The organism is Rhodospira trueperi (assembly GCF_900101965.1).
In the GTDB taxonomy this organism is placed as follows: Bacteria; Pseudomonadota; Alphaproteobacteria; order Rhodospirillales; family Rhodospirillaceae; genus Rhodospira; species Rhodospira trueperi.
The window spans coordinates 1-24601 of sequence record NZ_FNAP01000023.1 but is presented as its reverse complement, the minus strand read 5'-3'; the positions used below and the strand labels follow the sequence as shown (position 1 = coordinate 24601).

At 66.4% G+C, this 24601-nt stretch carries 18 protein-coding genes and 1 tRNA gene; 10 read left to right on the top strand and 9 right to left on the bottom strand.

The features are described from left to right. Positions 1–92: 92 nt before the first annotated feature. The 6 genes from BLS85_RS18890 to BLS85_RS17490 all read right to left on the bottom strand — a co-directional run bounded on the left by BLS85_RS18890 (position 93) and on the right by BLS85_RS17490 (position 5360). Complete coding sequence (locus tag BLS85_RS18890) at positions 93–1589, bottom strand: S1 family serine peptidase (protein ID WP_143027250.1); 1497 nt, start codon at positions 1587–1589, stop codon at positions 93–95. Positions 1590–1591: 2 nt separating this feature from the next. After that, positions 1592–1918, bottom strand: coding sequence for a trypco2 family protein (locus tag BLS85_RS17510; RefSeq protein ID WP_092788029.1), 327 nt, complete (start codon positions 1916–1918; stop codon positions 1592–1594). A gap of 122 nt (positions 1919–2040) precedes the next feature. Then, entirely contained in the window at positions 2041–2247 is a 207-nt protein-coding gene (locus BLS85_RS17505; protein ID WP_092788028.1) for a helix-turn-helix transcriptional regulator, read from the bottom strand. Between the two features lie 125 nt (positions 2248–2372). Further along, the gene (locus tag BLS85_RS17500) at positions 2373–3692 is read right to left on the bottom strand and encodes a type II toxin-antitoxin system HipA family toxin (RefSeq protein WP_092788027.1); all 1320 of its coding nucleotides are present in this window, start codon (positions 3690–3692) and stop codon (positions 2373–2375) included. After that, positions 3692–3943, bottom strand: a complete 252-nt coding sequence (locus BLS85_RS17495) for a helix-turn-helix domain-containing protein (protein ID WP_092788026.1) — start codon at positions 3941–3943, stop codon at positions 3692–3694. Before BLS85_RS17495 ends, BLS85_RS17500 begins: the two co-directional genes overlap by 1 nt. Positions 3944–4460: 517 nt before the next feature. Further along, positions 4461–5360, bottom strand: coding sequence for a LysR family transcriptional regulator (locus BLS85_RS17490; RefSeq protein ID WP_092788025.1), 900 nt, complete (start codon positions 5358–5360; stop codon positions 4461–4463). A gap of 198 nt (positions 5361–5558) precedes the next feature. On the opposite strand from BLS85_RS17490, the gene uca reads away from it, so the two are divergent. From uca to urtE, 7 genes are all read left to right on the top strand, one after another. Beyond that, on the top strand, positions 5559–9155 hold the full coding sequence (gene uca / locus BLS85_RS17485; protein WP_092788024.1) for an urea carboxylase: 3597 nt from the start codon (positions 5559–5561) through the stop codon (positions 9153–9155). 12 nt (positions 9156–9167) lie between these two features. After that, a complete protein-coding gene (atzF, locus tag BLS85_RS17480; RefSeq protein ID WP_092788023.1) occupies positions 9168–10988 on the top strand; it encodes an allophanate hydrolase in 1821 nt (606 codons plus the stop codon). Between the two features lie 96 nt (positions 10989–11084). Further along, positions 11085–12380: an urea ABC transporter substrate-binding protein gene (gene urtA, locus BLS85_RS17475; protein ID WP_176793884.1), complete on the top strand. Its 1296-nt coding sequence runs from the start codon at positions 11085–11087 to the stop codon at positions 12378–12380. Positions 12381–12446: 66 nt separating this feature from the next. Beyond that, complete coding sequence (urtB, locus tag BLS85_RS17470; RefSeq protein WP_092788022.1) at positions 12447–14402, top strand: urea ABC transporter permease subunit UrtB; 1956 nt, start codon at positions 12447–12449, stop codon at positions 14400–14402. 3 nt (positions 14403–14405) lie between these two features. Further along, positions 14406–15635, top strand: a complete 1230-nt coding sequence (gene urtC, locus BLS85_RS17465) for an urea ABC transporter permease subunit UrtC (protein WP_092788021.1) — start codon at positions 14406–14408, stop codon at positions 15633–15635. Then, positions 15632–16378, top strand: coding sequence for an urea ABC transporter ATP-binding protein UrtD (urtD, locus tag BLS85_RS17460; protein WP_092788020.1), 747 nt, complete (start codon positions 15632–15634; stop codon positions 16376–16378). Before urtC ends, urtD begins: the two co-directional genes overlap by 4 nt. Before the next feature lie 55 nt (positions 16379–16433). Further along, a complete protein-coding gene (gene urtE / locus BLS85_RS17455) occupies positions 16434–17132 on the top strand; it encodes an urea ABC transporter ATP-binding subunit UrtE (RefSeq protein WP_092788019.1) in 699 nt (232 codons plus the stop codon). Positions 17133–17342: 210 nt separating this feature from the next. Here the strand turns inward: urtE and BLS85_RS17450 are convergent, their stop codons facing one another. Genes BLS85_RS17450 through BLS85_RS17440 form a run of 3 tightly spaced genes read right to left on the bottom strand, consistent with a single transcriptional unit; the run spans position 17343 to position 22730 of the window. Next, complete coding sequence (locus BLS85_RS17450; protein ID WP_092788030.1) at positions 17343–20525, bottom strand: error-prone DNA polymerase; 3183 nt, start codon at positions 20523–20525, stop codon at positions 17343–17345. A 14-nt stretch (positions 20526–20539) separates the two neighbouring features. Then, positions 20540–22015: a Y-family DNA polymerase gene (locus BLS85_RS17445; RefSeq protein ID WP_092788018.1), complete on the bottom strand. Its 1476-nt coding sequence runs from the start codon at positions 22013–22015 to the stop codon at positions 20540–20542. After that, entirely contained in the window at positions 21927–22730 is an 804-nt protein-coding gene (locus BLS85_RS17440) for an ImuA family protein (protein ID WP_092788017.1), read from the bottom strand. Before BLS85_RS17440 ends, BLS85_RS17445 begins: the two co-directional genes overlap by 89 nt. 502 nt (positions 22731–23232) lie before the next feature. On the opposite strand from BLS85_RS17440, the gene BLS85_RS19225 reads away from it, so the two are divergent. From BLS85_RS19225 to BLS85_RS17430, 3 genes are all read left to right on the top strand, one after another. Then, positions 23233–23394 (top strand): hypothetical protein, encoded by a 162-nt coding sequence (locus BLS85_RS19225; RefSeq protein ID WP_176793882.1) that lies wholly within the window; start codon positions 23233–23235, stop codon positions 23392–23394. A 126-nt stretch (positions 23395–23520) separates the two neighbouring features. Beyond that, a tRNA-Glu gene (locus tag BLS85_RS17435) sits at positions 23521–23596 on the top strand. 114 nt (positions 23597–23710) lie between these two features. Further along, a partial coding sequence (locus BLS85_RS17430) for an IS66 family transposase (protein WP_143027208.1) occupies positions 23711–24601 on the top strand: 891 nt, incomplete at its 3' end.

Sequence of the window (24601 nt, the reverse complement as noted above, 5' to 3'; positions counted from 1 at the left end):
CCTCAGCTCCCGTCACCAAGATCCATCCTGGCCTGTGTCGCCGGGCTCATCTCACCCAAAGATCCAATCTGCATAGCTAACGCTAATTGAGCCTATGGGAAAGAGGAGAGTGCCTGCAGGTCGGCATCCAAGCATCTTGGGTCGAGGACAACGGCCGTCAAATCAGGGAGCGTTTCGCAAATATTTCGCACAGACGCCAAAATGTGCCCCCTCTCATTTTCGTTATCAGAAAGTATAAATGCCATGTAAGGTAGAGAGCCTCCCCGCTTTTTGTCTATAGACATTCGAATTTTTACCGCACTTATTCTGTCTATTGAGTTTTCTACTCTGTAGCTTCTGGACAGGTTGTTAACAATTCCAGCTTCGAAGTCCAACCCATTTATGCTATCTGACTTTGGATATTGGTGTCTCAGTTCTTCAATAATCGCTGACATCACGCCAGACTGGTCATCGTTTCTGAAGAACGGCCGAAATGGGATCAACTTTGCTCCTGGTGGTAAATCGTGTTCAGCTTGGCGGGCAAGAAATTGCACAGACCGGTTTTGCGCCGCCGCGACAACAATCTCGGCCATTGTGTGTGTGGCGATCGGCACGTCCGTCACCAGGGCCCCACCTGAACGTGCCTTCTCGATGATAACAGAGACCTCGGTTCCGTTCGCCGCAAACAAGTACGGCGCAATAGCTTGCACGAACGCAAAAATATGTTCATCGAGATCGCCATTTTCGGATATTGCATGAGAACCAAAAACACCAAATACTTCAGATGGTGTCATATCTGAAATCGCATCGACCAAGGTATGAACTTTTTTCTCATTTGATTGCAACATCTCACTGACGCCGAATCCTTTATTCTGAGCGATCCTGCCTAGAATATAATCCATCACGTCATCGGGCAGCCGGATGCGGCCAATTACGTCGATCAGCTTTTTCCGAAGCTGTTCAACGACACCAAAAATCGGAAGAGCGTCCCTGATGCTCTCATGACATCCCATACTCTTCCAAAGTTGCCACACGGGTGCGACACTTACTTTCTTTCCGGCGTAGTTCGCAGGCAGTTCACAACAGACGCCGATAACCCTTTCATTTACCAGAATAGACATTCCGGAAGCCCCGCACCACCCGGCTTCGGTATCCGGCGAAGTTTCGATGGCCGAAATCTGGAAAAAGGCATCCTTCTCCGCCATGGACATTACGCGGCCGCAAAAATGGCCAGCTTCTTGAACGCCATTCTTGGTATCGGCCCCGGAAAACCCTGCTCCCGACCAAATCGCGCCGTCGCACGGTCGCGTCGGAGACAGTAAGCAAACACCCTCAACATCCGCCGGGCGGGTGGCTTTCAATACCGCGACGTCATGCACGTCACATTCCCAGATGATCAACTTGTCGTCATCAGAGCAAAGTGCACTCCAGCTCTCTCTGCTGTGCAGCCAATTGATCTCCAGGGGTTTTGTCTTGTCTCGGTCCTCTGAGCGGACAACGTGACGTGCTGTCATCAGCAGGTCGCGGGCAATAGGAAAGCCTGTCCCTATCTCACCCTTGCCGTCCGTGGTCGGGGCCCAGATCGCGACTAGCGTGTCTTTCCAGGTCATGGTCAACTCATTGGGGGTCGCTCGTCGCGGCGATTGATTTGTTTTGAAGACCCATCTTTGTTGGGCGCAAGCTTCAGCCGAAGTTGCACCCGCTGCGTCCGGACGGATTCGAGATCACCGCCCAGTTTCCCGCTCAGGATCCCCCATCCGATCCCCCCTTGGCCCTGGACTTTCGACGACGCGACGAGCTGCAAATCCAGATCGATATGCTCCACCTCAAAAAGGATGGCTTTTCCGTCACCGGATTTCTGGGCCGATATCAGGTCATCTCTCAGGCTCGTCAGTGCGTCTGCCAACCCCCACACGTTCGGTTCGTCGCTGTCCGTCATCTGGTCCCCCGAATGCAGTGCACTGACCACCACGTTAGCACACGGCATGGAACAAGCAGAACCCAATCGGTACGTTTTGAACACGCCTGTAGAGTTTCACCCTCCTGCCTTCAGGTTGTGGCTCAGTCGATCATGCTCTGCTTCCAGGCCTCGATATCGGCCCAGCGCCAATACCGGCGCCGGGCGATCAGAATCGGCTGTGGGAAGTTTAGGTCCGGGCGGTGCAACCAACGCCACAGGGTCATGTCGCTGATGTCGCCGAGTTCCGCCCGGACAGTCCGGGCGGAAACCAGCGCGGTTTCGGACGCAGGGGAAGGGACATTGGGCATGGGGTCCTCCCGGGAGGCGGTCGCCGATACTCACCCGACCGATCATGAGAGCCCAACCGGAACCCGAGTATCCTCCCGTTCTACGCCAAACACGCCCTTTGCCCGCCAACGCATCTGGCCTCCCGTCACGGCACGATCAGTCGGTTCCGCCGCGCCCGCACGGCCCGGGTTACGCTGTCCGGGATGGACGCGGGGAACTCCGTCGGCAGGCCGGCCTCGGTATCCGCCAGTGCCTGTTCCGAGCCCTCGGCGATCTCCGTCAGAACAGCCCGCGCGGCCGGCAGCGGAATTCCCGACCGCGCCGCCGTTTGCAGAAAGTGCCGCCCGGTGATGTCGTCGATGCGGTCGTGGTTTCGGTCCCCGACCGCCATGGCCAGCTTCATCGCCTTCTTCTGGATGGTGCCGTCATCAAGGCTGGGTTGGGCCGTCAGCACGTCATACAGCGGGGTCAGGGCGTACCGCCCTCCGGGGGTCAGAAACACCGAGAAGTTCTTCGCGTGGCCGTCGGTGGCGCCGATCAGCCAGAAGAGGACCTGCGCCTTGAAGACCGTGAGGGGATCGTCGAGGGGACGGTCGCTGCCCTTCAGCAGGCGGATGAGATCGGTCAGGCCGGGTCCGCCCTGGTTCTGGTACTTCAGGGTCGACGGGACACCGAGGGCCTGACAGCAATCCTCCTGCGGCAACCGCAGCAGGCGTCCGTCCCGGGTCCAGCGTCGGTCGAACCGGGTCAGCACGAGCGCCCGGACATCGCCGAAGGTCTCGATCCGGGCTTCGGCCACCGCGAGCCCGAAGGCACCAAGCAGACGCAGGCAATAGAACTCGTTCTCCACGCTGTTCGACAGGTCGATCCCGTTCGACAGACGACCGATCTGCGGCTTGAGAATGTGGGTGGTCGCCGTAGTGCCCAGGGATTTGTGCCAGCGTCCGTCCCGATACAGGAACGCGGTCTTTTCCTGCGCCCCGGCAATCGACAGGCGGAAGTCGTCTTCGCCCCCCAGGCCAAGCGGGGTCCGGGCAAGGTTGCGCAGGATATCGGCGATCGCGTCCTCGTCGATCGCCACGCCTCTGACCACTCCGGCAGGGCCGGTCATGATGTCCGCCGCCGCCACCTCCGTCAGGATCTGGAGCGCGCCGACACAGTCCCGGCCGATGGCCTCCAGCAGGCTGTAAACGTCCGGTCCCCGCGCGCCCACCCGTTCGGCGACGCGACGCCGGAGGACAGGGGAGTCCGGCAACAGATTGTCGAACACGGCCTCGACGCGCGCCCCTCGATAGGTCTCCTCCGTGAGCGGCAGGGACAGCGAGATCGGCAGCCGGTGGTCCCACGCCAACCAGGCGGCATCGTAAACGAAGCGGATCGCACCGCCGCTGTCCTTGCGGAGGTGTCCGACCAGACGGTTGTTCAGATACACCTGGAGGGGATCGTGGGCCCGACGCCGCACCATCAGAAGATGTCCTCGATGTCGGCGGCCGAGCCCTTGCTCCGGGGGCCGATGGTAAGGTCGAGGTCAAGGGCGGCCAGAAGGTCGAACAGCGTCTCCAGCTTTGTTGCGCCATTCCCGTTTTCGATGCGCGAGACGGTCTCCTGCCAAAGTCCGGCCCGCTCGCCGAGGGCCGCCTGTGTCAGCCCGGCCGCGCGGCGAGCGCGGCGGATGATGGCTCCGAGATGTTTCGGCGTGCGGGCAATATCGCTCATGGTGCCCATCCTTTTTCCGACTTATGCGTTCGGGATCATACACCAGCAATATGATCCAGTCATCATTTTCGAAAATTATGTAATTTGGCTCATAAACATTATACATGACCGATAGATCATGAACCGGACTGAGCCATGCCCACAGAATCCGTCCGATTGACACGCGTCCGGAAGGACTTGGGGTCGCTTCCGCATTGTTGGGGGGCGTGTTTGGACGCTCGTTTGGGGCGTCTGGCGACGCCGTTTCGTCGAGGATTGTGGCGACCCGGGCGACGAAGGCGCGGGTCCCGGCAGGCAACGGTTCGCCCGTCATCGAGTGCGCCTGATAGTGCGGGGGCCGGCATTGCAGGCAGTGAACAGCCCCGGCGAGGATGTTGTCGCTTGGCGCGAAGGGGGCGGCGTCCAGGCCGTGTCCGGCGCGCAATTCGATCCGGTCGGCTTCCCGAGCGATCCAAATCTGAAGCGCCGAGTCAAAAATCATTCCAACCTCGGCACATTCGACCGGTCACCTGCCCCTTCAAACCCACAGGTTTGCCATCGTTTCCGCAACCTGCATGCCGAACCGCGCCGATGCCACCGGCAGCGTGCGCCCCTGTTTCTGGCCCAGAAAGAGAGTCCCGGGTGGGACATCCCGCTCGGCCAGGGGACGGAACACCAGGGCCTCGTCCTCCGACGTCCTCAGCCCGATCGGGATCTGAAACCCGATGGCGCGCTCGTGCAGGGCATAGTGGCGGATCAGATCGAAACTGTCGGATTCCACGATCGGCTCGAGATGCCGACGGCGTTTGCGAACGGCCATTTCCAGCAGGTGCCGCACGCCGTATTGCGCGGACGGTATGACACATGGGCGGTCCAGAACCTCACTCAGGCGGAGTTCCGCCTTCGCAGCCAAGGGATCGTTCGCCGCCAGGATCGCATAGACCCGCTGCGGCAGACTCTGAATCACCTCGAACTCGACCAAATAGGCCGGCTCGAACACCAGGGCCAGATCCGCCGAGAAGCTCAACAACTGGTGTTCGGCCTGGGTGCGATCACCCACCTTGACCGCGAAGGTCACGCCTGGATGCCGTTTGCGATAGTGCGCGATCTGCTCGGGCAGAAAAAAAGGTGTGACCGCCTGGGAACAGGCAATGGACACATGGCCGCGCCGCTCGCCGGCCAGATCCGCGACCTGCCCCCGGACCCGGGCCAGGTCCGACTGCGTTGTGCGGTAATGATACAGCACCATCTCGCCCGCGCTGTTGAGCCGGACCCCGCTGGGCAGGCGCTCGAAAATCTCGGCGCCGAACTCCTCCTCGAATCGTCGGATCCGTCGGTTCAGGGCCGAGCCGGTGAGGTTCATATCCTCCGCCGCTCGCCGCATGGATCCGGTACGCGCCACGGCCTCGATCAGCTCGAACGTGTATAAGTGCTTCATTTTCAGCGCTCTCCCATTGGGTGGTGCATTTTCGGAACCACCCATAACGAAAAATAGCAGTTTGATTGAACACCGCAAACTGAAACGCTGGCCCCATCGCGCTCATGCGGAACCGGCGTCATCGGTCTCGGTTCGCGCGGGTCGGACATTCGCGCGAAAAACGGCCGATGCATCAGACACTTAGGGGGACACCGGTCAATGTTCAAAACAGTCCTCGTGGCCAACCGTGGGGAAATCGCCGCGCGCATCCTCCGCACCGTGCGGGCCATGGGTCTTCGCAGCGTCGCGGTTTTCTCCGACCCCGATCACGGCAGCCCGCATGTCGCGCTGGCCGACGTCGCCGTCCGGTTGCCGGGCGAGAAGGCGGCCGACACCTATTTGCGGGGGGACCTGATCCTGGCGGCCGCGCAGGCGCACGGGGCTGAGGCGATCGTCCCCGGCTATGGATTTCTGTCGGAGAACGCGGCCTTCGCCGAGGACTGCGCCAAGGCCGGCATCGCCTTCGTCGGCCCCACGCCGGAGCAGATCCGCCAATTCGGGTTGAAACACACCGCCCGCCAGCTGGCGGAGGCGGCGGGCGTACCGTTGGTGCCCGGCACCGGCCTGCTGACCAGCCTGGACGAGTCCCAGACGGCCGCCAAGACGATCGGCTATCCGGTGATGCTGAAATCGACGGCGGGCGGGGGCGGCATCGGCATGACCCGCTGCGCCGATGCCGATGCCTTGGCGGAAGCCTTCGAGGTCGTGCAGCGTCAGGCTCTTCACTTCTTCAAGGATGCCGGCGTCTTCCTGGAACGCTGCGTGGACAACGCGCGCCATGTGGAGGTGCAGATCTTTGGCGATGGCCAGGGACAGGTCGTGTCCCTGGGCGAGCGGGACTGCTCGTTGCAGCGGCGCAACCAGAAGGTCGTCGAAGAAACGCCCGCCCCCCACCTGCCGGCGGCGACCCGGGCCGCCATGCTCGCCGCCGCCGAACGGCTGGGCCGAAGCGTCGGGTACCAGTCGGCCGGCACGGTCGAGTTCATCTACGACTTCGGTCAGGATGCGTTCTATTTCCTGGAGGTCAACACGCGCCTTCAGGTCGAGCATCCGGTGACCGAGGCGGTGCTCGGCATCGATCTGGTGGCCTGGATGATCCAGACCGCCGCCGGCACGCCCCCCGATCTGTCGGCCCTGCCGATGCCGACGGGGCATGCGATCGAGGTCCGGATCTACGCCGAGGACCCGGCGCACGGCTTTCAGCCCTCGGCCGGCGAACTGACCGAGGTCTCGTTCCCCGATGACGTCTGCGTCGACAATTCCGTCGCGACCGGCGACACGGTCTCCCCGTACTATGACCCGCTGATCGCCAAGCTGATCGTGCAGGGTGAGACCCGCGCGGCGGCGATCAAACGCCTTCAGGCCGCCCTTGCGGCCTCGCGTATCTCCGGCATTGCCACCAACCTGGGCTATCTGCGGGAGATCGCGACCTCCGAGGTGTTCGTCTCGGGACAGGTTTCGACACAGAGCCTGTCCTCGTTGACCTATCGCCCACACGCGGTCGAGGTGCTCCAGCCCGGCACCTACACCACGGTCCAGGACTACCCGGGCCGGGTTGGTTACTGGGATATCGGCGTGCCGCCCTCGGGCCCGATGGACGATTATGCCTTCCGACTGGGCAACCGCATCGTCGGCAATGATGAGGCCGCCGCCGGCCTGGAATGCACCCTCGCCGGGCCGACGCTGAAGTTTCACACCGACACCCTAATCGCCCTGACCGGCGCGCAGGCCGAGGCGACGCTGGACGGCGAGCCCGTCGCGTGGTGGGCGCCGGTTTCGGTGGCCGCCGGGCAAGTGCTCGCCATCGGCAAGGCGCAGACCGGCTGCCGCACCTATGTGGCCATCGCCGGCGGGCTTGAGGTGCCGCTGTACCTCGAAAGCCGATCGACCTTCGTTCTGGGCAAGTTCGGCGGACATGGTGGCCGAACCCTGCTGCGCGGCGATGTGATCGACCTGGGCCGCCAGCCGGCGGACGCCCCAACCCACGGTCCCGCGCCGTCCGACCTGATCCCCAGCTACGGCACGCTCTGGGAGGTCGGCGTCCTCTATGGGCCGCATGGGGCACCGGATTTCTTCACCGACGCCGCCATCGACATGTTTTTCGGCACCGATTGGGAGGTGCACTACAACTCCAACCGCCTGGGCATCCGCCTGCTCGGCCCCAAGCCGACCTGGGCGCGCAGCGACGGCGGCGAGGCGGGTCTGCACCCCTCCAACATTCACGACACCGAGTACGCCATCGGCTCGATCAACTTCACCGGCGACATGCCGGTGATCCTGACCCGCGATGGGCCGAGCCTGGGTGGCTTCGTCTGCCCGGCCACCATCGCCAAGGCCGAGCTGTGGAAGATCGGACAGGCCAAGCCGGGCGACATCATCCGCTTCACGCCGATGACGTTCGACGACGCGCTGGCGCTGGAAACGGCGCAGGATGAGGCCATCGCCGCCCTTCGGCCGCTCGCCCCGCTGCCCACGCCAACCGTGCCCGCCCTGACGTCCGACACGACGGCGTCGGCCGCCATCCTGGCCGAGCGGCCGGCGGAGGGTGTGGTGCCGGCCGTCGCCTACCGTCAGGCCGGAGACAAGTACATCCTGCTGGAATACGGCCCCAACGAACTGGATTTGCGCGCGCGATTCCGCGTCCATGCCCTGATGGAGGCGCTGAAGGCCCGCGCCATCCCCGGCATTCTGGAACTGTCGCCCGGCGTGCGGTCGCTGCAGATCAACTACGACAGCCGCCGCCTCCATCAGCGGGACCTGGTCGCCACCCTGCTGACGATCGAAGACGAACTTCCCGACATTGACACGATGAAGGTGAAGACCCGTGTCCTTCACCTGCCGATGACGTTCGAGGATTCCGCGACGCTGGACGCCCAGGCCCGTTACCGGGAAACGGTACGCCCGACGGCCCCCTGGATGCCGAACAACGTCGATTTCATCCAGCGCATCAATGGGCTGGACCGCCGCGAACAGGTCGCGGACATCGTCTTCAACGCCAGCTATCTGGTGTTGGGGCTGGGCGACGTGTACCTGGGCGCCCCCTGCGCGGTGCCCATCGACCCGCGCCACCGGCTGGTGACGTCGAAGTACAACCCCGCCCGCACCTATACGGCCGAGGGCACGGTCGGGATCGGCGGCGTCTACATGTGCATCTACGGCATGGACAGCCCGGGCGGGTACCAGTTGGTCGGCCGGACCCTGCCGATCTGGAACAAGTTCCAGAAAAACGCGGTGTTCACCAAGGGCGAACCCTGGTTGCTGCGGTTCTTCGATCAGGTCCGTTTCTATCCGGTCGATGAGGCCGAACTGGACCGCCTGCGCGATGACTTCCGCGAGGGGCGCGGGACGATCCGGATCAACGAAGAGGTCTTCGATCTGGGCGCCTATCACGCCTTCCTGGAGGCGGAGAAGGACAGCATCGCCGCCTTCCGCGCCGCGCAGCACACCGCCTTCACGGCCGAGGTCGCGCGCTGGCGGGAGGACGACACCTCCATCGCCCTAATCCAGGACGGCCCCGACGATCAGGACGAGGTCGACGGCGAGGCTGTGCTGGCGGAACTGCACAGCTCCGTCTGGAAGGTGCTGGTGGAGGAAGGTCAGACCGTCACCGAAGGGCAGCCCGTCGTCATCCTTGAAGCCATGAAAACCGAAATCACCGTGACGGCACCGGTGACGGGCCGGGTGAGCAAGGTTCAGGCCCGGCCCGGCCGCACCATGGCCACCGGCGATCGGCTGCTCGTCATCGAAACCGTTTGAGCGAGGACCAGGATGGTGACGGCGTTTCCAACCATTGCCCGGCTGCATGCCGCCTACGCGACCGGTGCGTCCCCCGACGAGGTCCTGGCGGGCGTCTATGCGACCCTCAAGACGGTCGATGATCCCGGCATCTTCATCACCCTGGTGCCCGAGGCGGAGGCCCAGGCGGCCGCGGCCGCGCTTGGCCCGTTTGATCCGGAATCCAAGCCGCTGTGGGGCGTGCCCTTCGCGGTCAAGGACAACATCGACGTCGCCGGCCTGCCCACCACCGCCGCCTGTCCGGCGTTCGAATACCAGGCGGAGGAGACTGCCTTCGCTGTCCAGCGGCTGCTGGGGGCCGGCGCGATCCTGATCGGCAAGACCAACCTGGATCAGTTCGCCATGGGTCTGGTGGGCGTGCGCACGCCCTACCCGGTGCCGCGCAACGCCTTCGATCCGGACTATGTGCCCGGCGGATCAAGCAGCGGATCGGCCGTCAGTGTCGCCCACGGGATTGTGCCCTTCGCGCTCGGCACCGACACCGCCGGGTCGGGCCGGGTGCCGGCGGGCCTGAACAACATCGTCGGCCTGAAACCCTCGCTGGGGACACTATCTTCCCACGGGGTCGTACCGGCCTGCCAGACGCTGGACACCATCTCCGTCTTTGCCGGCACGGTGGCCGATGCCGAAGCGGTCTACCGCGTCATGTGCGCTTACAACCCCGCCGATCCATGGTCGCGCGACCCATCGGCGGCCTGCAAGCCGTCGGCGGCGCCGCCCGGCCTGCGCGTCGGCGTACCCGATGCGGCCGGCCGACAGTTCGGGGGCGACGCGCTGTCCGAAGCGGCGTTCGACGCGGCCCTGGCCGATCTTGAGGGGCTGATCGCGACCGCGCCCCAGCCTGTGGACATGGCGCCGCTCTTCGCGGTGGCCAGCCTGCTCTACACCGGCCCCTGGATCGCCGAACGCTATCAGGCCATCCGCGAGATCGTGGAAAACCGGCCCGAGGTGCTGCATCCGACCACGCGCCGGATCGTGGACGGGGCTTCGGCCTATTCGGCGGCCGATGCCTTCGCCGGCCTCTACCAGTTGAAAGACCTAGCCCGACAGACCGACACGCTGTGGCAAACGGTCGACGTGCTGGCGGTGCCGACCTATCCGCGCCCCCGGACGGTGGCGGACTTGGCGGCCGATCCCATCGGCCCGAACAGCGAACTGGGCACCTACACCAACTTCGTGAATCTCTTGGACCTGTGCGCCATCGCGGTCCCCTCCCGGTTTCGGGGCGACGGCTTTCCGGCCGGCATCACCCTGATTGCGCCGCGCGAGCGGGACGGCCTGCTGTCGGACCTAGCGGCCCACCTTCACGCGGCGGCCGGGATCCCTATCGGCCGCAGCGAAACCCCGGTGCCGGCCCCCGTCGCCCCCCCGGGGCAGGCCGCCGCCGACGAGATCGAGTTGGTGGTGGTGGGCGCGCATCTGTCCGGTATGGCGCTCAATCACGAACTGACCGGCCACGGCGCCCGGTTCCTGCGGGCGGGGCCCACCAAGCCCGACTACCGCCTATTTGCCCTGGCGGGTGGACCGCCCGAACGCCCCGGCCTGTTGCGGGTGGCCGAAGGCGAGGGGGTTGCGATCGAGACGGAGGTCTGGGCCATCCCGGCCGAGCCTTTCGCTGCGTTCGTGGCCGGCATACCCGCGCCCCTGGGAATCGGCACCTGTTTCCTGGCCGATGGCACGACGCCGCGCGGATTCATCGTCGAAGCCGAAGGCCTGAAAGGCGCCGTGGACATCTCCCGGTTCGGGGGGTGGCGCGCCTATCAAGCCAGCCTGAACCGTTCTTCACCGTCGTGAAGGTCGCCCCGGATATCCGCCGAGCAGACTCCACCCCAATCCACGAAAAAACCGGCGACCTCGAAAACAAAACCTGATTCAACACGGAGACAAGACATGAAACACGCTCTCAAGATCGCATTTTGCGCCGGATTGTTGGCCTCGACGGCCATGACGTCGGCGGCGATGGCCCAGGATCAAGCCTGCCCGATCAAGGTCGGCGTCCTGCATTCGCTGTCCGGGTCCATGGCGATTTCCGAGACGACGCTGAAAGACGTCATGCTCATGCTCATCGCCGAGCAGAACAACAAGGGCGGCCTTCTCGGCTGTCAGATCGAACCGGTGGTCGTCGACCCCGCCTCCGACTGGCCGCTGTTCGCCGAGAAGGCGCGCGAGCTGCTGACGGTCCAGGACGTCGACGTGATCTTTGGCGCCTGGACCTCGGTGTCACGTAAGTCGATACTGCCGGTGATCGAGGAATTGAACGGCCTTCTGTTCTATCCGGTGCAGTATGAGGGCGAAGAGTCATCGAAGAATGTCTTCTATACTGGCGCCGCCCCGAACCAACAGGCTATACCGGCGACGGATTACTTCCTAGAGGAACTGGGTGTCGAGAAGTTTGCGCTTCTGGGGACCGACTATGTCTACCCGCGCACCACGAACAACATTCTCGAAGCCTATCTGACCTCCAAGGGCATCGCAAACGAAGACATCTTCGTCAACTACACGCCGTTCGGCCATTCCGACTGGTCCAAGATCGTCTCCGACGTTGTTGCCCTCGGCGCCGATGGCAAAAGAGTCGGTGTCATCTCCACCATCAATGGCGATGCCAACATCGGCTTCTACAAGGAATTGGCGGCCCAGGGCGTTTCGGCCGCCGACATTCCGGTGATTGCCTTCTCGGTCGGAGAGGAAGAACTGTCCGGTCTCGACACCACCAACCTCGTTGGGCACCTCGCGGCCTGGAACTATTTCATGTCGGCCGACACGGCGGAAAACGAGGCCTTCATCAAGACCTGGCACGACTTCATCGGCGATGACGCACGCGTGACCAACGACCCGATGGAAGCCCACTACATCGGATTCAACATGTGGGTGAACGCGGTCACGGAGGCCGGCACCACCGATGTTGACACGGTCATCGACGCCATGGTCGGCCAGACCGTCCCGAATCTGACCGGCTCCACCGCCGAGATGCTGCCCAACCACCACCTGACCAAGCCGGTCCTGATCGGGGAGATCCTGGCCGATGGGCAATTCGATATCGTGTCCGAGACCGATCCCGTGCCGGGCGACGCCTGGACCGACTACCTGCCCGAAAGCGCGGTTCTGACGTCCGACTGGAAGGACCTGGGCTGCGGCATGTACAACACCAGGACGGAAACCTGCGTGCAGATCAAATCCAACTACTGATCTGATACCGACACGGGAGGGGTGGGCTTTTCCACCCCTCCATTCCAGACCTTGGAAATATTGTCCATGATCCGCCGACTGATCATCTCTGTCCTGCTGCTTTTTCTCTGCTCCGTCACGGCGCAGGCGCAGGACATGACCGTTCAGGATGTCCTGCAAGCGCATCGAGAGGCCTTGGAGAAATCCTCACGCCGCACCATCGGCCCCGTCATCGACGCCATTGCGGACTCGGGTTTGCCTGCCGCGCGTCTGGTGCTGGAGCGATGGCGGGACCGCGAGATGTGGCAGCGCGAGAACGACGGCCTGTTCTTCTATGGTGAGCCGGTGGACCGGTCGACCGAGCGCCTGTTCGACTTCGAGACCGGCGCCGAGGTTGGCGTCTACAGCACCCGCGACCTGGACCAACTCAAGCCCAACTCCGGCATCCAGGCCATGATCGCGGCGGCCCTGGTGAAGTTCCAGTTGAACGATCCCGATCCGGCGCAGCGGCGGACCGCGCTGGAGGCCATCGCCCGCAGCGGCGAGGCGGCACATCTGGCGCCGTTGCGGCGGTCCATCCCCACGGAAACGGACCCCGTCCTCCGCGCCGCGAAGGAGCGCACCGAGCGGCTGTTGACCATCGCCTACGGCGCGACCGACGCCGAGCGGGTGGCGGCCATCGAGCATTTTCGCGGCTCCCTCTTCCTGGACGTGCGCGCTGCCCTCAATCCGTTAGTCGAGACCCGCACGGTCTACGCCGCCGACCTGCCCGCCGACGCCAACATCAAGAGACGGCTGCGGGGCGGCAGCGCGGACCTTCCTGTCGCAGAGGCCTTCGCCCTGTTGGTCGACGCCGGGGTGGTCACACCGCCCCCGACCGTGGACGAGCGCAAGAGCGCCCTGATCGCCCATACCCGAGACGGTAAGGTGGCCGGGATCCCCGTGGCCGACCTCAACACCCAGGAGATCCGCGATCGGGCCTATGCCGCCTTGGCGGCCCGTGGCGACGTGCCGGCCTGGGATCCCGCCTTCTCCGAGGCGCGGGCGGTGGAGGACGCCCCCTTCGCCGAGGTCTACACCGAGCCCTCCGCCGCCGTGACCGAAGCCGCCGAGGAGACGCTGCGGTCGATCAACAACACCGTCGCCTGGAACCAGGTCCTGGATCTGTCCCTCGACGGCCTGTCGCTCGCCTCGATCTACTTCCTAGCCGCCATCGGACTCGCCATCACCTTCGGCGTGATGGGGGTCATCAACATGGCCCACGGCGAGTTCATCATGATGGGGGCCTACACCGGATACGTGGTCCAGCAGGTCATTCCCGACTACACGGTCTCCATCCTGGTGGCCATTCCGTTGGCCTTCGCCGTCACCTTCGGCGCCGGCGTGGCGATGGAACGGCTGATCATCCGGCGCCTGTACCACCGCCCGCTGGAGACCCTACTGGCGACCTTCGGCGTCTCCATCGCCTTGCAGCAGATCGCCAAGAACGTCTTCGGCACCCAGGTCCGGCCGCTGACCGCGCCGGACTGGCTGGACGGCGCGCTGGTGCTCAACGACGTGGTCGGCATCTCCTATATCCGTATCGCCATCTTCGTGTTGGCGCTGATCTTCCTCGGGATCTTTCTGTTCATCATGCAGAAGACCCGCCTGGGGCTGGAAACCCGCGCGGTGACGCAGAACCCCCGCATGGCGGCCTCGATGGGGATCAACCCCGGCCGGGTCAACATGCTGACCTTTGGGCTGGGCTCCGGCATCGCCGGGATCGCCGGCGTGGCGATCGGCCTGTACGCCAAGGTGACATCAGAACTGGGGCAGGACTACATCGTCCAGAGCTTCATGACCGTGGTCGTGGGCGGCGTGGGTAACATCTGGGGCACCCTGCTGGGCGCGGGCCTGATCGGCTTCCTGCAGAAGGGCATCGAGTGGTTCAACCCGTCGAACACCCTGGCGGCGCAGACCTACATGATCATTTTCATCATCATTTTCATCCAGTTCCGTCCCAAGGGCATCATCGCGCTCAAGGGTCGGGCGGCGGGGGATTGAGTCATGCGCGATCTGTTCCGAAACACCCCGTCGCTGCCGGTCTTCATCGCCGTGCTGGTGGTCTTCGCGTTGGGCGTCACCGTGCTGTCGGAGGCCTACGGGCTCGGTGTGCTCTCGACCTCCTTCGTCAAGACCCTGGGCAAGACGGCGTGTCTCGCGCTGGTGGCCATCGCCATGGATCTGGTCTGGGGCTACACTGGCATTCTGTCGCTCGGGCATTTCGCCTTCTTCGGGCTGGGCGGCTACATGATCGGCATGTGGCTGATGTACGCGCGCACGGAGCTGATTGTGCTCGACAGTCTGGCCGCCGCTCCCCTGCCCCCGACCCCGGGGGAGATCTCCGACGCCATCGCCAGCCAGATTTTCGGCGTCGTCGGCGCCTCCGACTTCCCCATGGTGTGGATGTTCGCCCATAGCTTTTGGGCGCAAATGGCGCTGGTGGTGCTGGTGCCGGGACTGCTGGCGCTGGTGTTCGGCTGGCTGGCGTTCCGCTCGCGCGTCACGGGCGTCTACCTGTCGATCCTGACCCAGGCGATGACGCTGGCGCTGTCCCTCTACCTGTTCCAGAACGACAGCGGCCTGCGCGGCAACAACGGGCTGTCGGGCTTGCAGAACCTGCCCGGCGCCGACGCCATCCCGCAGGCGACCATCTCCATCTGGTTCTTCTGGGCCTCCGCCTTGGCCTTGCTGCTGACCTATGTCGTCGCCGCCTTCGTCGTCTCCGGCACGTTCGGGTCGGTCATTCGCGGCATTCGCGACGACGAGGCCCGGGTGCGATTCCTCGGCTACCCGGTCGAGGGCTTCAAGCTGTTCGTGTTCGTCCTGACGGCGGTGATCGCGGCTCTGGGCGGCGCCCTGTACTACCCCCAGGCGGGCATCATCAACCCGGCCGAGATCGCCCCCATCGCCTCGATCTATCTCGCGGTCTGGGTGGCCATCGGCGGGCGCGGCCGCCTATATGGCGCGGTGATCGGGGCGTGCGTGGTCTCGCTGCTGTCCACGTGGTTCACCGGCGGCCAGGCCCCCGACCTCAACCTCGGCGTCTACACCGTCAAATGGGTCGACTGGTGGCAGGTGGGTCTCGGGCTCTCGTTCGTGCTCGTGACGCTGTTCGCCCCCAGGGGTCTCGGCGGCCTCGTGGACCTCGTCAGCCACCGCCTGTCGCCGAACCGCCATGGCGCCCCCCTCGGCCCCGACACGGGCGCCTTGCGTGAAAAGGAGGCCGAGCAGTGAATGGCTCCCTGCTGGAAGTCTCCGCCGTGTCCGTCACCTTCGACGGCTTCAAGGCGATCAACCGGCTGTCCTTTTCCATCGGACCGACCGAACTGCGGGCCATCATCGGTCCGAACGGGGCGGGCAAGACCACCTTCATGGACATCGTCACCGGCAAGACCAGGCCCGACGAAGGGCAGGTGCTATGGGGCGAGGAGTTGACCCGTAACCTGGTCGGCATGGACGAGGCCAGGATCGCCCGCGCCGGCATTGGCCGTAAGTTCCAGCGCCCGACCGTGTTCGAGGATCAGACGGTGTTCGCGAACCTGCTGATGGCGCATAAGAACAACCGTTCACCGCTGGCCGTATTGTTCTACAAACCCAAACGCCAGGACATCGCTGCCGTCGAAACCCTAGCCGCCCGAATTGGTCTAGCCGAGCAGATCCGGCGCAAGGCGGGCGAGTTGTCCCACGGCCAGAAACAATGGCTGGAGATCGGCATGCTGCTGGCGCAGGACCCCAAGCTGCTGCTGGTCGATGAACCGGCGGCCGGCATGACCCTGGGCGAGCGGGAGCGAACCGCCGATCTGCTGAAAGAGGCCGCCAAGACACGGGCCGTGGTGGTGGTTGAGCATGACATGGAGTTCGTCCGCCGCCTGGGATGCAAGGTGACCGTCTTCCACGAGGGATCGATGCTCGCGGAAGGCTCCCTTGATCACGTCACCCGCAATCAGGACGTCATCGACGTCTACCTGGGCCGCTGACCAGGAAACCTTGGAACCCGGGGTGTGCCCGGCCCCCGAAGGAGAACGATCCAACATGCTGGAGGTCCGCAATCTCTCGCTTCACTACGGCGGTTCGCAAATCCTGTATGACGTCGACCTTACCGCCGAGGCGGGCCAGGTGACCTGTGTCATGGGCACCAACGGGGTCGGCAAGACCTCGCTTCTGAAGGCTATCAGCGCGAGCCATCCCCGCTCCGGTGGAACTCTGATGCTCGACGGCGAGGATGTGGGACGCGCCAGCGCCCATGACCTCGCGAAAAAGGGGGTCGGTGTCGTCCCCCAGGGGCGCATGATCTTTCCGCTTCTGACGGTCAAGGAGAATCTGGAGACCGGATTCGCCTGCCTGCCCCGCGCCGAACGGGTCATCCCCGACGAGGTTTTCGACCTGTTCCCGATCCTGAAAGACTTCCTGCACCGCCGGGGCGGCGACCTCTCGGGCGGTCAGCAGCAGCAACTGGCGATCGCCCGCGCGCTGATCCTAAAGCCCAAGCTCATGCTGCTTGATGAGCCCACCGAGGGCATCCAACCCAACATCATCCAGCAGATCGCCCGGGTCATCGCCCTGCTGCGTGATCGCGGCACGATGGCCATCGTTCTGGTCGAGCAATATCTCGACTTCGCCTATGACCTCGCCGACGAATTGGTGTTCATGGAGCGCGGCCGCGTCGCCGCCCGGTACGATAAGGCCGCGATTTCCAAGGATCAGGCCGCACAAATCTTCCGGATCGCCTGACGGAGTGATTCCAGGCGCCGCCTTGCCGGGCAGCAGCGGCGCCACCCTCTCCCAAACCCTGTCCGTGATGACGAAACGCTCCGCATCCATTCTCAAGCCCCCCTGCAAAAAGGATCCTGAATCATTTTTCTGTCCGGATGGGGATCCCCTAATTGTCAGCGGGCTCTGGGCGTCATCGTCGTTTTTTCATCCCTTGGGTGCCCGGGGGTCTCACGCCCGGTTGTGGCGCACCCGGTCGCCATGGGTGGTAACGGTGGCCATCAGCGTTTCCTCCGGCACCAGGGCGCGCAGGGCGGCGGTGCGGTCGGTCAGGCGCTCGGCGACGAGGTGGATGACCAGTCCTTCCCGTTGCAGCCGGCCGTGCGCCAGCAGCAGGCGCCCGCGCAGCACGGCGCGGCGGTGGGCCTCGAACACCCCCGGCCAGACGATCAGGTTGGCCACGCCGGTCTCGTCCTCCAGGGTGACGAAAACCACGCCGCTGGCGCTGCCCGGGCGCTGGCGGCACACGGTCAGCCCGGCCACGGCCAGCCGACGGCCGTTCGGCATCTCCGCCAGCTTCGCCGCCGGCACCGCGCCGTCCCGGGCCAGCACGTCGCGCAGCAACGCCATGGGGTGGGCGCGCAGGGTCAGGCGCAGGGCGGCGTAGTCCTCCACCACTGACTCGCCGGGCGTCAGGTCGGGCAGGTCCACGGCCGGTTCGCCGTCGGTCTCGCGGAATGGGCGGGCCGGCTGGTCGGCGGCGGCGAACAGCGGCAGCTCCGAGGGGCGCAGGGCCTTGATGGCCCACAGCGCGGCGCGGCGGTCCAACTCGATCCCGGCAAACGCGTCGGCGCGGGCCAGGGTGTCCAGCGTGGCGGGCGCGATCCCGGCGCGGCGCTGCACGTCGGCCGGATCGCGGTAGCCCCCCGTCGGGCGCGCGGCGACCAGGGCGCGGCCGGATTCCTCCGACAGGCCCTTGATCTGGCGCAGGCCCAGGCGCAAGGCCGCGCCCTCCAGCGTGCAATCCCAGTTGCTGCGGTTCACGTCCACCGGGCGCACCGTCACGCCGTGTTCGCGGGCGTCACGCACGATCTGGGCCGGAGCATAGAACCCCATCGGCTGGCTGTTCAGCAGCGCCGCCGCGAACGCCGCCGGGTAATGGCATTTCAGCCACGCCGAGACGTAGACCAGCAGGGCAAAGCTGGCGGCATGGCTTTCCGGAAAGCCGTATTCGCCGAAGCCTTCGATCTGGCGGAAGCAGCTTTCGGCGAAATCGGGCGCATAGCCGTTGGCCGCCATGCCCTTCAGGAACTTGTCCCTGAAGGCGTGGATCAACCCGCTCTTGCGGAACGTCGCCATGGCGCGGCGCAGGCGGTCGGCCTCAACCGGCGTGAACCCGGCGCCGACGATGGCGATGCGCATGGCCTGTTCCTGGAACAGCGGCACGCCCAGGGTCTTGTCCAGCACCCGGGCGAGATCGGTCGAGGGCATGACCACCGCCTCCTCGCCCCGGCGCCGGCGCAGGTAGGGATGCACCATGTCGCCTTGGATCGGCCCCGGACGGACGATGGCGACCTCGATCACCAGATCATAGAAGCAGCGCGGGCGCAGGCGCGGCAACATGCTCATTTGTGCCCGGCTTTCGACCTGGAACACGCCCAGGCTGTCGCCCCGGCACAGCATGTCGTAGACCGCCGCATCCTCCGCCGGCACGCCCGCCAGGGTGAGCGCGCGGCCGTGGTGGCGGCCGATCAGCTCGAACGCCTTGCGGAGGCACGACAGCATGCCGAGTGCGAGCACGTCGATCTTGAGCAGGCCCAGGGTGTCCAGGTCGTCCTTGTCCCACTGGATGACGGTGCGCCCGTCCATGGCCGCGTTCTCGATCGGCACCGTCTCCGACAGCGGTCCCCGGGTGAGCACGAACCCGCCCACATGCTGGCTCAGGTGGCGCGGCAGGCCCAGCGCCTCCTCGGTCCACGCGAGCGCGAGGGCGAGGCGCGGCTCGTCGGGGTCGAGCCCGGCCTCGCGCACGTGCTCCGGCGACAGCGGGCGGGACGACGAGCCCCAGACGGTGGCGTTGAGCGCGGCGACGGCGTCCTCCGACAGCCCCATGGCCTTGCCGATGTCGCGCACGGCGGAGCGGGTGCGGTAGCGGATGACGGTGGCGGCCAGTCCGGCGCGGTGGCGGCCGTAGCGGTCGTAGATGTACTGGATCACCTCCTCGCGGCGTTCGTGCTCGAAATCGACGTCGATGTCGGGCGGTTCGTCGCGCGCCGCCGAGACGAAGCGTTCGAACAGCAGGTCGATGCGCGCCGGGTCCACGGCGGTGATGCCCAGGCAGTAACACACGGCCGAATTGGCGGCCGAGCCGCGCCCCTGGCAGAGAATCCCCCGCCCGCGCGCGAAGCGGACGATGTCGTGAACGGTCAGGAAATAGGGCGCGTAGCCCAGGGTCTCGATGACCTGGAACTCGTGCTCCAGGCGGGCGGTGACGTCGGCGGGCACGCCGTCGGGGTAGCGGTCGCGGGCGCCCGCGCGGGTCAGGCGGACCAGGGTCTGTTGCGGGGTCTCGCCCGGGGCGCCGGGTTCGTCGGGATACTCGTAGCGCAGGTCGTCGAGGGAAAAGCGGCAGGCGTCGGCGATCTCCACCGTGCGGGCGACGGAGTCCGGATGGTCCGCGAACAGGGCGGCCATGGCGGACGGACTTTTCAGGTGGCGCTCGGCGTGGGGCAGCAGGCGCCAACCGGCGGCATCGATGGTGACGTGATGGCGCACGCAGGTCAGCAGGTCGTGGAGCGGGCGGCGCTCCGGGGCGTGGAAGCGGACATCGTTGGCGGCGACCAGGGGGGTGCCGAGCGTGCCCGAGAGACGGTTCAGTGCCCACAGGCGGTGGCGGTCCTGGCCGTCAAAGCGCGGCGCGGCGGCGAGGTGCACCCGCGGCGATCCGGCGTCGGCAAGCGCGTCGCGCAGGCGGGCGAGGCCGGCGGCGAAGGCGGCATTTGGCTCGGGCGGACCGTCCTCCGGCGGCAGGGCCAGGGTGATCTGGCCGGCGCCCAGGCCGTCCTCCGGGTCGGTCAGGTCGGCACGGCGCAGGTGGCACTGGCCCTTGGGCGCTCGCCGCCGGCCGCGTGTCAGCAGGCGGCACAGCCGGCCGTAGGCGGCACGGTCGGTGGGCAGACACAGGACCGACGGCGCGTCCTCCAGGTCGAGGCGTGCGCCCACGATCAGGCGCACCCCATGGTCCTTGGCCGCCGCGTGTGCCCGCGCCACCCCGGCCAGACTGGCGCGGTCGGTCAGGGCCAGCGCGTGCAAGCCAAGCGCGGCGGCGGCGATCACCAGATCCTCGGGCAGCGAGGCGCCCTCCTGAAAGCTGAAGGCGCTGGAGACCCACAGTTCGGCGTAGGATGGTGACATGACCGCGCAGGCCTTCACGCGAACACGCCACGCGCGGTCCAGCCGGCGCGGTCGCGGGCCACCCAGGTGCGGGCGCCGTCGGCGGCCTCGACGCGCAGCAGGTCCACCGTCTCGCCGCCGGCCGGCCCGCGCCACCACTCGCCGCCGATGCGTTCCACGCTCAGGCCATCGGCGCCGGCGGGGGGGGCGACCCGCCGGGGCTGGCGCAGCAGGCGCACCGGACGCGGGGCCTGATGCGGCGGGTAACCGCCGGCCGCCTCTGCCGCGTCGGGCGCGTCGGGGGCGACGGGGCGTTGCGCCCGCTCCGGCCGGTGGCTCGGCACCGGCGCCAGACGCACCACGGCATCCGGGCCGCAGCGTTCCGCCAGACGGTCGATCAGACGGGGGAGGGAGTCGCGCCCCGCCGGAGTCTCAGAATCCGGCATCAGAGTCCGCTGCCCCGGGGTCAGGGGCTGATGGGTCAGAGCAGCCAGGGTCATAGCCTCGATACCGAAGCCGGCGTCCAGGCCCTCCAGGCGATCATGGAACAGGCGGGCCAGATGGGCCGGATCGCGGCCGGGTCGGCCGGTGCCGACGACGGCGCGGGCGGTGCTGCCATCAACGCGGAACACCCGCAGTTCCACCCGCCGCAGGCCACGCCCGTCCCGCTCCATCATCCGGCACAGCGCGGCCAGCAGGTGGTCAAGCGCGGTGCTCACGTCCTCGGTGCGGCCGATGGGGTCGGCGAAGTCCAGTCGAGTACGGTACGCCACCACCGGGCGCTGGGGTGACAGCGGTTCGGGCGCCTCCCCCAGGAGCTGATCGAGGCGGCGCCAGAGCTCCGGTCCCAGGCGGCGGGTGAGGGGCGCGCGCGGTCGGGCCAGCAGGTCGGCGATGGTGCGCAGGCCGAGCCGGGCCAGCACCTCCCGGGTCGCGGGAGGCAGGCGCAGGGCGGCCAACGGCAACCCACCCAGAAGCTGGCGCTGCGATCCCGGCGGCAGACGGGCCTGTTCGCCCTCAAGGCATCGGGCCGCCGCCCAGGCCGCGCCCGGAGTGTCGGCGAGGCCGAGCCGGGCCGTCAGGCCGAGTCCGTCCAGGCGGGTCCGGATCGTGTCCACCAGGGCCGCCTCGCCGCCGAACAGATGATCGCAGCCGGTGACGTCCAGCCACAGACCGGCGCCGCCGTCCTCTCGCAGGTCCTCGACCGCGACCCACGGGGTCCAGCGCTCACACCAGCGGGAGAGGCGGCGCAGCGCCCGGGCGTCGGCGGCCGGATCGGACTCCGCCACCGTCAGGACGGGGACCATGGCGCGGGCATCGGCCAGCGGCAGGCTGGCCCGCACCCCCGCCGCCACCGCCGACGCATTGACGGCGACCAGCCGACGCGCGCCAGCGACGGTGGTGGTGGTAGCGAACGGGCGGTCACGCTGATCGGCGTGGAGCGCGCGCGGCATCCGTGTCAGCCGGTCGGTCGGGAAGGTCGGCAGCCAGATCGAGATGACCCGTGTCATGGTTCCACTCCACCATCCAGTCGTGGGGCCGTCCGTTGCGGCAGTGTTCGAGGGCGAGGCGCCAGCGCGGCGGCCCGGGCTCGCCCCAGGGGGTGGGAGCGCTGGGCGCCGGGGCGGCCCGCCATCGGGTGGTGGCTCCCGGTATGCGTTCCGCAGGCGCTTGCGCCGGGCGCAGCAGCACGGCGCCGCCACCGCCGGCCTCGGCGGCCAGGGCGAGGCGGCGCCCGGCCACCGTCGGTAACGCTCCCGGGATTTGCCCCACCACGGCGCCGACGTCGGGGCAGCGCGCGGCCTCCTCCATGGCCCAGGCGACGGCGGCGGGGGTCGGTGCCCGCACCACGAGCAGGCGCCCGGGGGTTAGCCCGAGCGGCGCCAGCCCGGGACCGTACAAGCTGTCGTCGGGCGAGCCGGCCAGGACACACCAGACCACCGGGCGCGGCCGGGCGACACCGCGCGTTCGCGCCGGGTCGGTCGTCGCCAGCCGGGCGGCCATCAGAGCGGCAAAGGCGGTGGCGGCCCCCCCGGCGCAGAGGCGACCGCCGCCGGGCGCAACCGGAGAGCCGTCTGCGATGTGATGCAGACAGCCCAGGGGCAGTCCGCCCCAGGGCAACGCGCGGTCAAGCGGCAGCACGTCCAGCCGTCGCGTGGCCAGAACGGCGCGGTCGGCGCGTTCCAGGCGGCGGACCCGCGCGCGCAGGGTGTCCAGATCAACCATGAGAGGCCCATTTCATGCCGATGAGACCACGGAAACACGGAGACGCAGAATGTTCTTTTAATGTTCGCATTCTGTTCCGTTCTTGCCGGGGAGTCAACCCATTCAAGGCGCGAGGACGCGGCAACGGGGTCAGGTTAACGGGCGGCGGCTGATTTCAGTGGCGCACGGGATTCGAGGGGGTTTCAACAGGCGTCTGCCCCCCAGAGCCGGAGCCAGACGCTGATGGAAGAGATGGTCGCCAGGGATCGCCTTCGCCTTCTTCTCAAGCACTTTGGAGAGGTTCTGGACCCGCGTGACCTAGCTCCCGTCCGACCGCCGCTACCCCGACGAGCCCCGGTTCCCGGGCCTGAAAACCCTCGTCCGCACCACAACCCGCACCGAACGCCGAGGCAAGACCCCTGAAGAAACACGATTTTCATCTCATCGGCGGTCCTGAGCCCTCAGCGCGCCGCCGACGCCGTTCGCGGACACTGGGGCATTAAAAAACTGGGGCATCGAAAGCATGCATTGGTCCCTCGACGTCACCTTCAAGGAGGACCAATCGCGACTGCGACGGGGACATGGTGCCCAGAACATGGTTCTTGTGCGCCGCTTCGCCTTCAATATCATCCGCGCCGGACGCGGCAAGCGATCCATCAAGACTACCCGCAAGGTCGCCGGCTAGGACCCCGCCGTCATTGCCCAGCTCATTGCAGGCCCGGTTCATTAACCGGGACTCGTTGCCCTGCAATCCGCAACCCAAGTGTTGACAGGCCCGCGTCCGCCCCTTAGAAAACGCGCCTGTCCTCGTGTCCCCTTCGTCTAGAGGCCTAGGACACCGCCCTTTCACGGCGGCAACAGGGGTTCGAATCCCCTAGGGGACGCCAATAAAGTCAACGACTTAGAAACCGCCTCTGTAACCGGGGCAGAAGTGCGGGCGGTGGCTGCGTCGCGACTCACATTTGGTTGCGCGAACTCGCGGTTCGTGATTCGCTGCGGGCATGGTCAAGCCGCCGTTCGACATTGATGCCCTGTATCCGGCGACGCTGAAGCCGTTGACGCTGGGCCTGCTGGAAGAGAACGCCCGGCTGGTGTCGGAGAACGGGGCGTTGCGCGACGAGATCGCGCGGCTGAAGGGTCTGAAGGGCAAGCCGGACATCAAGCCGCCCTTGAAGCCGTCTGGCATGGACAAGGCAACGGACAAACGGCCCCGGCGCGAGGGGAAGCGGCGGCGCGGGCCGAAAAAGCCGTCGGGCGTGGTCGAGGAGCGGCGGATCGCGGTCGATGGTGTCCCGCCCGGCTCGCGGTTCAAGGGCACCCAGCCGTTCACGGTCCAGGAGCTCAGGATCGAGGCCCGCACGGTGTGCTATCACCGTGAACGGTGGATCACTCCGGACGGCGTGACGATGCTGGCGCCGCTGCCCGATGGGGTCACCGATCACTTCGGTCCCGCGCTCAAGCGCTTCATCCTCGCCCAATACCACCAGGGCCAGACGACGGTGCCCCGCCTGGTCGAGATGCTGCAAGGGCTGGGGGTGGCGATTTCCCAGCGGCAGGTGGTGCGCATCCTCATCGCGTCAAACGACCAGTTCGTCACCGAGGCCCGGGACGTTCTGCGGGCGGGCCTGACCCACGGACGGTGGATTTCGGTGGACGATACCGGCGCCCGTCACCAGGGCAGAAACGGCGTCTGCACCCAGATCGGCAACGATGCGTTCACTGTTTTCGCCACCACGGTTTCCAAGAGCCGGCTCAATTTCCTCGAGCTTCTGCGGGCCGGGCACGGCGACTATGTGCTGAACGATCAGGCCTTCGCCGCCATGCGCCGGCGCGGCCTCGCCGGTTCCGTCATCGCCCGACTGCAGGCCCACCCGGACCGGTTTTTCGCCGAT